Annotated in this window: 12 protein-coding genes; 1 reads left to right on the top strand and 11 read right to left on the bottom strand. The window is 71.5% G+C overall.

Annotated features, from left to right (window positions below):
- From AB0D01_RS37785 to AB0D01_RS37835, 11 genes are all read right to left on the bottom strand, one after another.
- Positions 1-1,209, bottom strand: coding sequence for an ATP-grasp domain-containing protein (locus AB0D01_RS37785; RefSeq protein ID WP_363063584.1), 1,209 nt, complete (start codon positions 1,207-1,209; stop codon positions 1-3).
- The gene (locus AB0D01_RS37790) at positions 1,206-1,478 is read right to left on the bottom strand and encodes a glutaredoxin domain-containing protein (RefSeq protein ID WP_363063586.1); all 273 of its coding nucleotides are present in this window, start codon (positions 1,476-1,478) and stop codon (positions 1,206-1,208) included. The genes AB0D01_RS37785 and AB0D01_RS37790 overlap by 4 nt, the downstream gene beginning before the upstream one ends.
- The gene (locus AB0D01_RS37795) at positions 1,478-2,620 is read right to left on the bottom strand and encodes an alanine--glyoxylate aminotransferase family protein (protein WP_363063588.1); all 1,143 of its coding nucleotides are present in this window, start codon (positions 2,618-2,620) and stop codon (positions 1,478-1,480) included. The genes AB0D01_RS37790 and AB0D01_RS37795 overlap by 1 nt, the downstream gene beginning before the upstream one ends.
- Complete coding sequence (locus AB0D01_RS37800) at positions 2,617-3,081, bottom strand: YjbQ family protein (RefSeq protein WP_363063590.1); 465 nt, start codon at positions 3,079-3,081, stop codon at positions 2,617-2,619. Before AB0D01_RS37800 ends, AB0D01_RS37795 begins: the two co-directional genes overlap by 4 nt.
- Positions 3,078-4,196, bottom strand: a complete 1,119-nt coding sequence (locus tag AB0D01_RS37805; RefSeq protein WP_363063592.1) for a hypothetical protein — start codon at positions 4,194-4,196, stop codon at positions 3,078-3,080. The genes AB0D01_RS37800 and AB0D01_RS37805 overlap by 4 nt, the downstream gene beginning before the upstream one ends.
- Positions 4,193-5,113, bottom strand: coding sequence for an isocitrate lyase/phosphoenolpyruvate mutase family protein (locus AB0D01_RS37810; RefSeq protein WP_363063594.1), 921 nt, complete (start codon positions 5,111-5,113; stop codon positions 4,193-4,195). The genes AB0D01_RS37805 and AB0D01_RS37810 overlap by 4 nt, the downstream gene beginning before the upstream one ends.
- Positions 5,110-6,117, bottom strand: coding sequence for a hypothetical protein (locus AB0D01_RS37815; protein WP_363063596.1), 1,008 nt, complete (start codon positions 6,115-6,117; stop codon positions 5,110-5,112). Before AB0D01_RS37815 ends, AB0D01_RS37810 begins: the two co-directional genes overlap by 4 nt.
- Positions 6,114-6,674 (bottom strand): thiamine pyrophosphate-dependent enzyme, encoded by a 561-nt coding sequence (locus AB0D01_RS37820; protein WP_363063598.1) that lies wholly within the window; start codon positions 6,672-6,674, stop codon positions 6,114-6,116. Before AB0D01_RS37820 ends, AB0D01_RS37815 begins: the two co-directional genes overlap by 4 nt.
- Before the next feature lies 1 nt (position 6,675).
- Positions 6,676-7,203, bottom strand: a complete 528-nt coding sequence (locus AB0D01_RS37825; protein ID WP_363063600.1) for a thiamine pyrophosphate-binding protein — start codon at positions 7,201-7,203, stop codon at positions 6,676-6,678.
- A gap of 183 nt (positions 7,204-7,386) precedes the next feature.
- Positions 7,387-8,643 (bottom strand): MFS transporter, encoded by a 1,257-nt coding sequence (locus tag AB0D01_RS37830; protein WP_363063602.1) that lies wholly within the window; start codon positions 8,641-8,643, stop codon positions 7,387-7,389.
- Positions 8,640-9,938: an ATP-grasp domain-containing protein gene (locus AB0D01_RS37835; RefSeq protein ID WP_363063604.1), complete on the bottom strand. Its 1,299-nt coding sequence runs from the start codon at positions 9,936-9,938 to the stop codon at positions 8,640-8,642. Before AB0D01_RS37835 ends, AB0D01_RS37830 begins: the two co-directional genes overlap by 4 nt.
- A 572-nt stretch (positions 9,939-10,510) precedes the next feature.
- Here AB0D01_RS37835 and AB0D01_RS37840 point away from each other — a divergent pair.
- Positions 10,511-11,414, top strand: a 904-nt coding sequence (locus AB0D01_RS37840; protein WP_363063606.1) for a GNAT family N-acetyltransferase, incomplete at its 3' end; no start/stop codon positions are given.

Here is an 11,414-nt window from a genome sequence, read left to right on the forward strand (position 1 = left end):
TCACGCCTCCATTTCGATCAGTACGCCCATTCGCAGGGTGTCGGCGCGCCGAGCGGCTTCCGTCGCGTCCTCGCCGGTGGCCAGGACGTACCCGCAGCGGTCATCGGAGTCTCGAAGTGGGCGGATCCGGTCGCCGATCCGCGCTCCCACCCGCACGACGTCGTCGGCTCGGAGGCCGCCGGGCAGCGTGATGCGGCGGACGAGGCCCGGCTCCGGTGACAGGAAGCGGATCGCCGCGCCCGCGACCGGGACGGGGTCCGTGGGCGGCGGGGGCAGTAGCCCGAGGGGGCAGCCCACGGTGAGGGCGGGCAGGTCCAGGCCGTACGACCGGCGGATCAGTTCCCGGATCTTGTCGCCGCCGATCCGGTTGTGGGATTCGATGATCTTCGGGCCGGTCGGGGTGATCTTGACTTCGGTATGGGCGGGCCCCTCCCACAAGCCCACGGTGTCCAGGAAGGCCCGTACGAGTGCGGTCACGGCGTCCCGGTCCGCCGCCGGCAGCCTGCTGGGCATGGTGTGGCCCGCCTCGACGAAGGACGGCCATGTGGTCTTGTCGGTCACGGCGATCACTGCGTGTTCGCGTGCGTGCGTGAAGGTCTCGACGCTGACCTCCGGCCCTTCCAGGTACTCCTCCGCCACCGGGTCCGTGCCTCCGGCCCGCGTGAAGTCCGTCCAGGCCCGCTGTGCGTCCCGGGGTGCTGCGACGCGGAGCACCGCTTCGCTGCCGCTGCCGGAGGCAGGCTTGAGGATCACCGCGCCACCGGTCGTCCGGCAGAACGCGGCCAGGTCGCGCCAGTCGCGTGGTGCCGTGGTGCGTACGGGGCTCAGGCCGCGCTCGTTCAGCAGGGCCCGCATGCGCCGTTTGTCCCGCAGCAGGAGCACCGTGCTCGGGGGGTTGCCGGGGACGCCAAGGCGCTCGGCGGCCTTGGCGGCGGGCAGCAGGCCCGCCTCGGTGAGCGACAGCAACCGGTGGAAGGGGCGGTTGATGTGGACGCGTAGCAGCACCGCGTGCAGGGCGTCCGGATCGCTCAGGTCCGTCGCCAGCACGTCGCCGGCCTCGGCCGCGCAGGCCGGTGCGGGCTGTCCGGCCTCGTGTACCAGGACGGTATCGACGCCCAGGGTGCGGGCTGCGCGTATCAGTTGTGGAGTGCCCGCGATCACGGCGATGCGCGGCGCGGTGATCGCGGGCGGGGTGTCCCCCTGGCTCATGCCCGCGGCTCCGGTTCGGCGTCCGGATCGCCGAACCTCTCCTTGAGGTGGGCGATGATGTCGGCGTTCTCCCGCAGGCTGCCGGGGATGACGGTGGCGCCGTCGACGAGGGCGGGGATGTACTTGCTGCCGGTGACGCGGATCAGTTCGTGCCGGTCCTCGCGGGGCTTGGGTACATTGACGTTCATGTACGACACCTGGAGCCGGGTGAGCAGTTCACGAACCGGCTTGCAGTCGGGGCAGGTCTCGCGCTGGAACAGGACCAGCATCAGCGTTCTCCCTCGTGGACGGTGCGGATTACCTCGCCGGTGCCGGCACCGGGCGTGAAGGTGTGGCCGCAGTCGAGCAGGGCCAGTTCCAGCGCGCCGAAGACCGCGCACAGGTCGAGGGCGTCGGCTGCGCCGACATGGCCGATCCGGAGGAGTGCGCCCTTGAGGTGGGCCTGGCCGCCGGTGACGGTGAGGCCGTACTTGGCGGACAGCGTCTTGAGCAGGACACCGGTGTCGACGCCCTCAGGGGCGAGCGCGGCCGTGATGACGCTGCTGCGCTGGTGCGGGGGCTGGATGAAGGGGCTGAAGCCCAGGGCGAGCAGGGCCCGTTCGGCCGCGCGGCCGAGCAGGGCGTGCCGGTCGCGGAAGGGGGCCAGGCCCTCCTCGCCGAGCATCTTCAGCGACTCGTGCAGGGCGAGCAGCAGCGAGACGGCCGGGGACGAGGAGGACATCGGGTAGAACTGTCGCAGCCGCTTGAACGACCAGTAGTAGTTCGGGCCTGTGCCGCGCTCCACCGCCGTCCACGCCTTGTCGGACAGGGCGACGAAGGCGAGTCCCGGCGGCAGCATGAAGCCTTTGTGGGAAGCGGCGAGGACCACGTCCAGGCCCCAGGCGTCCATCTCCATGGGGTGGACGAGCAGTCCGCTGATCGCGTCGACGACGACGATGGCGTCGGTGTCCCGGAAGATCTCGCCGATGGCCCGGACGTCGTTGAGCGCGCCTGTGGAGGTCTCGCTGTAGACGACGAGCACGCCGCGGACGTCCGGGTGGCGGGCGTAGGCCTCGGCGACCTTCTCGGGGTCGGCGCTGGTGCCCCAGGGGCTCTGGACCACGTGCGCGGTCAGGCCGTAGGCGCGGGCGATGGCCTGGAAGCGTTCGCCGAAGTAGCCGTTGGAGACGATCAGGACCTCGTCGCCGGGTGTGAAGCAGTTGGCGACGGAGGCCTCCATGGCGCCGGTGCCGGACGCAGCGAAGGAGTAGACCGGGGACTGCGTGCCGAACAGCGGCGGGAGACCTGTGTTGATCTCCTGGAACAGGGCCTCCATCTCGGAGGAGCGGTGGTGCACGATCTCGCGAGCGCCCGCCAGCAGCAGCCGCTGGGGGACCTCGGTGGGGCCGGGTGTGGCCAGCCGCAGCTTCACTGGACGTTCTCCTTGCCGGTGGGGTGCCCTGCGCGGGGGGAGGCGGGGCGGGGCAGGTCGATGAGGATGCGGCGAGTGGCCGGCAGGAAGTCGAAGTCGAAGAGGACGACGCGGTGGGTGGGCGACATGGCGAGGGCGCCGGCGGTGAAGGGCACGAGCAGGCTGGTGCCGAGCAGGGACGACTTCAGGTGGGCGGAGCCGTTGGGGTCGCCGGTGGTCAGCTCGTGCAGGTAGCGCGCGCCTGCGTCCGGGCTGTCGGGGGCGAGGCGGTCCAGGACGGTGAGCAGGTCCCGGACGGCTCCGGGTTCGTAGCGCATCACCGTCAGTCCCACGGTGCTGCCGTGGGCGAAGACGCCGGCGAGGCCGTCGCCTGCGCCGTGCTCGGCGAGCGCGCGGGCGATGTGGTCAGTGAGGTCGTGGTGGGATCCGAGGCCGGTACCGGTCACTTTGAGTTCGATCACGCCGGCCCGCCCGCGGTGCTGTCGGCGATGAGGGCCGGGGTGTTCTGGGGGGTCAGGTCTCCGGGGCCCGTCACCGTCCATGCCGGAACGTCCGCGAGGGCGCGGGTGATGCGGTCCCTGCGGTCCGCGGTGCGCTCGCGCAGGTCGTCGGCGTAGTGGTGCCAGCAGGCGTGCGCGCCGTCGAAGGCGGACTCCAGGTTGGCGCGCAGCTGGGCCTCCTGGGCTTCGGTGCCGTCGGCCGCGGGCTCGACGAGGGTGTGCTCGCCGGGGCCGATGGCCGGGTGGAGGATCGCCGTGACGGGGACGTGCGCGCCGAGTGGGGCGCTGGGGAAGCGCTCACGGAACCGGACCGGGTGCACCGCGAACTTGCCGAGCGGTGAGAAGGCGTGGTCTGCACGGGGTTCGTAGTCGTCGCTGAGGCCGGCGATCTCCTTCAGGCCCGGGTATTTGGCGACGGTGCCGTAGCCGAGGTGGGGGTAGTCGGGCCAGCCTGCGGCCAGGACGGAGCCGTCGGGCCGCTCGTGCAGCACCGTCTTGTCGCCGCTGAGGATCCGGTAGCCGAAATGCTCCACCAGTTCCAGGAGCAGGGTGCTCTTGCCGGCTCCTTTGGCGCCGGTGACGAGGACGGCGGTGCCGTCACGGTAGGCGGCGGTGGCGTGCAGGACGGCGGCGCCGGAGTTCTCCTGGTCCTTCAGGACGAGGTCGCGGACGAGCTCGACGAGGTCCATGGCGCCGTCACGGCCGAGGGCGACGTCAACGGTGCGGGCGGTGCGGTCGAAGGTGAGGCGGGAGCCGGTCTTGGTGCACTCCAGGTACTCGCGGTCGTCCAGGGTGGTGCGCCGGGCGGGGACGGTGAAGAACTCGCTCGCGCTCTTGCGGAGGTGGATGTCCTCCCAGGCGGCCGTGCCGGGCGGGGTGTGCCGGGCGTCCGGTGCCGCGGCGATCCGCAGGGTGGCGAGCGGGCTGCGCAGCCTGGTGTCCGGTCGGGCGGGGAGGGCCGCCAGGTGGGTGCCGAGGAAGGCGAGGGCGCTGGCGACGTCCGCGCCGGGTGCCACGTCCAGGTCGAGGAGGGTGCCGTGGAAGTCGAGGTGCAGGTGGGTGGGGGTGGTCGTCATCGGGTGGCCTCCGCCAGGTCGCGGCCCAGGGCCTCGTAGTGGGACTGCTGTTCCAGCATCTGCGGCATCCGCTGGAGGTCGAAGATCTCCTTCAAGGGGGCCAGGTCCTCCTCGACGTGGTGCGTGGTGCCGTCGCGCATGATGCGGGTGAGGGTGTCGCGCATGGCGCGCACCGAGCTGCGCAGGGCCTGGTTGGCGTAGATCGCCATGGCGAAACCGCGTTCCTGCAGTTCGTCGGCGGTGACGCTGTGGTACGTGGTCGGTACGATGATGACGGGCAGGTCGCCGTCGTAGGCCGCGCGGAAGGCGAAGACCTCGTCGGGTTCGGTGCGCTTGGAGTGGATCAGCAGGGCATCCGCGCCCGCCCGCTCGTACACCTCGGCGCGGCGCAGTGCCTCGTCCATGCCGAGTCCGGAGATCAGAGCTTCGAGACGGGCGACGACGACGAGGTCGCGGCGTACGTCGGCGGCGGCGCGGATCTTCCCGGCGAAGTCGTCCAGCGGAGCGAGGTCCTGGTTCCCTTCGACGAAGCTGTTGAGCTTGGGGAACCGCTTGTCCTCGATGCAGACGCCGGCGACGCCGCGCGCCTCGTAGGCGCGCACCATGTGGATGACGTTGTTGACGTTGCCGAAGCCCGAGTCGCAGTCCGCGAGCACCGGAACGTCCACTCGGGCGGCCAGCGAGGCGGCCGTGTCGAGGCATTCGGGCATCGCCAGGATGTTGGCGTCGGGGACTCCGGCAGCGGCGGAGATCTCCAAACCGCTGGACCAGATGACGTCGAAGCGGGCCTCCTCGGCAAGGCGTGCGCTAAGCGGGTTGTGGGCGCCCATGGCGCGGGCGAGCCGGGGCGCGCGCAGCAAGGCCAGCAGCCGGGCCGCAGGCGAGACGCCAGTACCGGCGGATGTGGTGTGGATCATGAAGGAATCTCTCCCGTGAGTACGCGGCACACCCGCTCGACCTCGTCGTCGAGGACGTTGTGCGGTCGTGTCGTGCCCAGTCGGCGGCCGACCTCCCAGGGGTCGAGCCCGTACTGTGCGCTGATCTTGTCGATGCGGTTCTGGAAGTAGAAGTGGTGGTCGTTGATCCCGGCGGCGATCTCGGCCCGGCGCACCGGCATGGGGCGTGGGAGCACGTGCTCGGCCACGTATTCGGAGGCTTCACACACGCTCGGCAGATGAGCGCGGGTCTGGTGGCGGGGCCATGCGGTCAGGAACGCGACCGCCTGTTCGGTGGCCAGATTTCCGGCGCCGCGGGCCATGGCGCACAGCGACGTGTCCAGCCAGGTCGCTCCGGCGTCCAGCGCTGCCAGGGCGTTGGCGGCGGCCAGGCCCAGATTGTTGTGGGCGTGCAGGCCGACGGGGATCGGCAGCCGCTCGGTGAGCAGCGCGATGCGGTCCCGGACGTCGTCCGGTGTCAGGCTGCCGAAGGAGTCGGCGATGTAGAAGACGTCGGGCGGTTCCGCCCGGATGGTGTCCGCGATCCGGGCCAGCTGCTCCGGGGTGGTGTAGCTGGCGGCCATCAGGTTGACGCCGGCCTTCAGGCCCAGGCGTCGTGCGGCGCGTACGTACTCCGGCACGCCCGCGATGTTCCAGGGGTAGGCCGCTATGCGGACCATGGAGACCGGGCTGTCGGGCAGGTCGTCCAGTGCGTTCGGAGGACACGCGGTGGGGACGACCATCACGGCGAGCTCGGCGTGGCCGACGGCGGGCAGTGCGGCGAGGTAGGCGGGGGTGCAGTGGGCCGGTGCGCCTGCGGCCTTGCTGTCGCGGCTGCCGGAGCCGCCGCGGTATCCCACTTCGATGACGTCGACCTTCGCGGCGTCGAGGGTGGTGACGATGGTCCGCACGTCGGTGGGGGTGAAGTGCCAGGCGTTCTGGTTGCCGCCGTCGCGCAGGGTGCAGTCCAGCAGGACGGGCTTCACCGGTTCACCCCGTCGGTCGCCAGTTCCCTCCGGAAGCGTGCCACGAGCTGCTGGGGCGTCTGCTCGACTCGGCCGCCTGCCGGGTGGGTGCGGGGCGTACAGCGGATGTGGAGGAGGGTCGGGTGCCCGTCGAGCTCCACGGCTGCCAGGGCGTCGGCATCCTCGACGATGTGGGCGGCCGGGTATCCGGCGGCCAGGGCCAGGGCGGGCGGGTCGCCGAGGGCGGCGGTGCGCTGGCCGCCGGTGCTCTCGTGCGCCCCGTTGTCGAGGACCACGTGCACGAGGTCCGGCCGGTGCTCGGCGATCGTCGGCAGGCAGCCGGGGTTCATGGCGAACGAGCCGTCGCCGTCGAGGACGAGGACGCGGCGCCCGGGCCGGGCGAGGGCGATGCCGAGGCCGATCGGGGCGGCCATGCCCATGGAGCCGACGAGGTAGAAGTGCTGTGGCCGGTCGGCCAGGTTGTACAGGTCGCGGGTGATGTAGCCGCAGGTGCTGACCACGAGCGCGGTCGGTTCGCGGTCCAGCAGTGCCTGGATGGCTGTGCGGATGTCGAGCACGTCAGATTCCTTCCCGGACGACGAGGACGGAGGTGCGGCGCCCGGAGTCGTGCGCGGCGAGAAATTCCTCGGTGGACTCGGCGGGGCGGTCGGGGTCGAGCACGGTCCACGGCAGGCCGAACACGTCGAGCAGGCGGGGCAGTTCACGGCCGATGACGTCGTGTTCGACCGCGTCGTTGCCGTCGTGCCCGCGCCAGCTGACGATCAGCGGCAGGTGGACGTCGTAGATGAGGTTGAAGGAGGTCAGGACGTTCAGCGAGTAGCCGAGCCCGGAGTTCTGCATGAGCACGACGGGGCGGGCGCCGGCGAGGGCGAGTCCGGAGGCCGTGCCCAGGGCGGTGTCCTCACGGGGTGCGGGCAGATACGCAGCGGGGCGTTCGGCAGACTCCAGCAGCCGGAAGAGTCCCTTGAGGAGGGAACAGGGAACCCCGGTGAAGTGCGTGGCCCCGTGTGAGAGAAGGGTGTCCAGCACCGCTGTGGCGGTGTTCTGCCGTCTGTCGGCAGCGGGGACGGAAGCGGTGGGGAGCATGGGTCCGCCTTGAAGGACGGGCGCAGGACGCCGTCGGGAAGAGGAGGCTCTGTCGGCAGTCGCGACAAGAGCGGGAGGAGAGAAGGCCGCGAGACAGGCTGACCTGGCCGTGTCTGCAAGCGGTTGATGCCGATCATCCCTGTGGGGAAGGACTCCCGCAAGGGAGTGTCCGAATATCGGACATCATTGTTCGGCCAGGGAACTTTCGATGTGTGTGCGGGCGCGGACGGCCGCGAGCCGGCCCGCCACGGGCCGTGCCAGCGCACCGGCGAGGGCGAACACCCCGCCCAGCGCCAGCCATCCCCAGCCGCCCAGGGCGATCACCACACCGGTGAACAGGACCGGTCCGGCGATCTCCTGCGCGCTGAAGCCCAGATTGAACACCGACAGATACTCCGTCCTCCGCTCTGGCGGCGCATGACGGTACGAGAGCTCCCACGCGCCGGCCGACTGAAGGATCTCGCCCAGGGTCATCGCGGCCGTCGCCACCACCAGCAGGCCGATCGCAGGCAGCCGGCCCACCACGCCGGCACCGGCGAGGGCGACGCAGCAGACCGCCAGGGCTCCGCCCGCCAGGGCCAGGCAGCGCATCGATCCGGCGCCTTTCTCGGCCCGGCGCGACAGCGGCACCTGGAGCAGGACAACCAGCACGGTGTTCACCGCGGTGAGAACCGCCACCACGCCGACCGGGGCGTCCGTGCCGGACACCACCCACAGCGGGATGCCGATCGACAGCAGCGTCATGTGCAGGACGAGAACGCTGTTGAGACCCGCGAGCGTCAGGTACGGCAGGTCGCGCAGCCCCGCCAGTGCCTTGAACAGGGTGCCGTCGCTCGGTGGCGCCGGTACGTGGGCGGCGAGCCGCAGCCGCGCCAGGACGAGGGCCGCGGCCACGAAGGACGCGGCATCCACGAGCACCACCGACCGGAACGCCCAGACCGTGCCCGCAGTGAGCAGCGGCGCCGCCGCCAGTGCGCCGACGGAAAAGCCCGCGTTGCGCAGGGTCCTGAGGATGGCCATCGTGCGCACCCGCTCCTCGTCACCGACCGCGCCGGCGACCACCACCTGGGTCAGCGGGGACACCGCCGCCTCGGCCAGGGCCAGGCAGCAGACGGTGACCGTGAAGACGTGGATGCCGTCGGCGAAGGCGAGGACGCAGAACCAGGCCGCGCGCCACAGTTGGAGCGCCACCAGCAGACGGCGCGGGCCGATTCGGTCCCCCAGCCGCCCCAGCGGAATGCCCGCGAGCAGCCCGACGAGGCCTGCGGCGGACATCGCCCAGCCGAACTGGGTGGTGGTCAGACCGACGTGCAGGACGGCGAAGACGGCCGAGCCGGCCAGGAAGAGTCCGGTACCCACCGAATCGACGAGCGAGATCAGCGCCAGCCGCCGGCCCGCCCGGCCCGGCGGGACGTAGGCGCGCAGCGCACCGCCCCTCACGCCGGCGCCTCGGTGGTGACGCGTATCAGGCCGGCGCCGTGCACCGCGCGGGCCGCGGCCTCCTCGGGGGTCGCGCCGGTGGCGATCACGTGCCCCAGCCGGTCCCAGGAGCTGGCGACGGCGCCGACCGTGGCGCCGGGTTCCACGGTGACCTCGCTCTCCACCACTCCGGGTGCCCGGCCGGCTTCCTCCACGCCGTCGACGGCGGTGACGAGGCCGGGGCCCGCGGTCAGGAATCGGACGGCGGCGGCGCGTGCGGCGCCTCCGGACACGAGGGGGAGACGCCCTTCGAGGACCCGCAGGTAGTCCTTGGTCAGGTCGCAGCCGTGGCTGAGATTGATGAGCTGGCCGATGCCGTCGCCCGGCAGCCGTCCCGCGCACTCGACGAGGTGGGGACGGCCGTCGTGCAGGATCCACTCGGCGTGCACCACTCCGGTACGGAAGCCGGTGGCCGCGAGCAGCCGCCGGGTTGCCGCGGCCAGTTGCTCCGCCACCTCGGCGGGCAGCGCGGCGGGCGCCACGTGCCCCAGCTCCACCGGGCTGTCGCCGTACTGGACGCTCTTCGCGGTGATGTTGGAGAACTCGGTCCGGCCGTCGAGGACCAGCGCCTCGACGCTGAACTCGGGTCCCTCCAGGCGCTGTTCGACCAGGTACTTCGGCGGCAGGGCGTTCCGGGCACGCTGGCGCGCCTCGTCGGCGGAGGTGGTCGCGGCCCACGCGGCGCGGGCGTCGGAGCCGGCCTCCAGCAGCCGTACGCCGAGGCTCGCCTGTCGGTTGGCCGGCTTGACCACACAGCGCCCGCCATGGCGGGCCCGGAACTCCTCGACGGCACCGACGGACTCGGCCACCTCCCAGTCGGGCTGGTCGATGCCGTGTCCAGCGGCCGCCGAGCGCAGCCGGGACTTGTCCCGCAGCAGCCGGGCGGCGCCGACGCCCGCACCGTGCACGTTCCAGGCTTCGGCGAGCGCGGCGGCCGTCACGACGCCGTACTCCAGCGCCGGCACGACTACTCGCAGCCGCTGCGGCCGGCGTATCAGGGCGGCCAGCCGCTCGGCGCCCGCCTCGTCCTGTGTCGGCGCCTCGACCAGTCCGGCCACGCACGTGAAGCCGGCGATCCGCTCCCGGCCCTGGCGCGCTCGGACGGTGTCGGGTTCGTCGACAACCAGCACGCTACGGGCGGGCAGCAGCCTCTCCAGGTCCGCCAGCAGCGCCACGCTCAGGCCCACGGCGACATGCGTAACCGCGGTGGTGTCCGAGGACGCGTACGGCCAATCGTTCAGGGAAGTGTCCGGCATGCTTCCTCCGGTCTGACATCGGGAAGGTCGAAAACTCGAACAGGGCATACCCAGGCGGGGCCGATAAAGCCACCGCTGCCCTGCGGCGGTCATCATTGCCCACGATTCGTGTTTCGAGAAATCGAATACAGGGCCCCCGCAGGAAATCCAGGCACTCAATGCGGGTTCTCGCGGATTTCTTTGGGTGTGCGATAGGCGGCGGGCGCGGGGCCTCTCGACGCAGTCTCACGAACGAACCCCGGCCACCCCCGACCCGGCCACACGGCACCCCGGGCCGCAAATCGTAGGGTGATCCACGCCACACACCGACAGTCTTGCTGTTCAGAGGCAACTCATGCAGGATCAAGCTGCGGCGCCTGGTCAGCGTCCAGCCCCTTCGTGCGGCTGGAGACCGGTCACATCCGCCCCAATCCCCACTTCGCGCACAGCGCGCCCCCGGCATTCCCGGCCCTGTTCGGCATGCCCGCCCCTCGGTGCTCGCACGCCCGCCCCTTTTCCTGACATACCCCTCCCGAACTTAAGGTTCGACCTCGGCGTTCCGTCGGGCGGTCATATTCTTCACGGGAAATCCAATGAATGCGCATCATGTTCGTACGGCCGAATCCCCGTTTTCCGGATGGGATATTCTGACGGAATCGACGCCGTTCCACCTCGGCGCCGAGTGGCTGCGTTTAGTCGACTCCGCCGGAGGCGCCGAACCCCGGTACTCCCTCCTGACCCGGGACGGAAACCCGGCCGCCGCGCTCGTCGGCCACTGGAACCCCCGGGAGGCCCACCCGGACTACCGGCCGCTGGAAGCCCTGGGCGACACCGGCCCGCCCCGCCTCACCCTGGGCGGCCGGCGGGGCTACCGTTCGGGCCTGCTGCATCCGCCGGACACCCCGGCCGGCCAGGTGACGGCGGATCTGGCCCTGTTGCTGGCCGATGCCCTGGAGCACGAGCCGCGCGCCGCCGGCGCGTGGTGGTGGCCCTTCCTGACCACCGACGACGCAGCTCTGGTGCTCGCCGCGGCCCGTCTCGCCCGCCCCCGCGCGCCCGCGCACCTGCGGCTCGTGGGTGCCGATTGCGTGGTGGACCCCGTGGGCGACGGCATCGAAGACTTCACCGACGCGCTGCCCGCCAAGCAGCGCCGTACCAACTTCCGCCGGGAGGCCCGCCGGTTCGCCGGCAGCGGACTGCGCATGGAGCAGCTCAGGCTCTCGCAGGTCTTGGAGGAGGCGGCCGTGCTGCACGCCCAGGTGCAGCGCAAGTACGGCCACGACACCTCCGTCGAGCACCTGCGCGGCTTCCTGGGGCGCATGGCCGATCGGCTGGACGACCGCTCGGTGGTGTTCGCGGCCTTCGACGGGGACGCCCTGGTGGGCTTCACCCTGTGCTTCGCCTTCGGGCGCGAGCTGACGGTACGCCTGAACGGCCTGGACTACGAGCGGTTGCCGGACGCGGACGTGTACGCCAATCTCACCGTGCACCAGCCCC

Origin of the sequence: Streptomyces sp. NPDC048606 (assembly GCF_040650855.1) — a bacterium.
Taxonomy (GTDB): domain Bacteria; phylum Actinomycetota; class Actinomycetes; order Streptomycetales; family Streptomycetaceae; genus Streptomyces.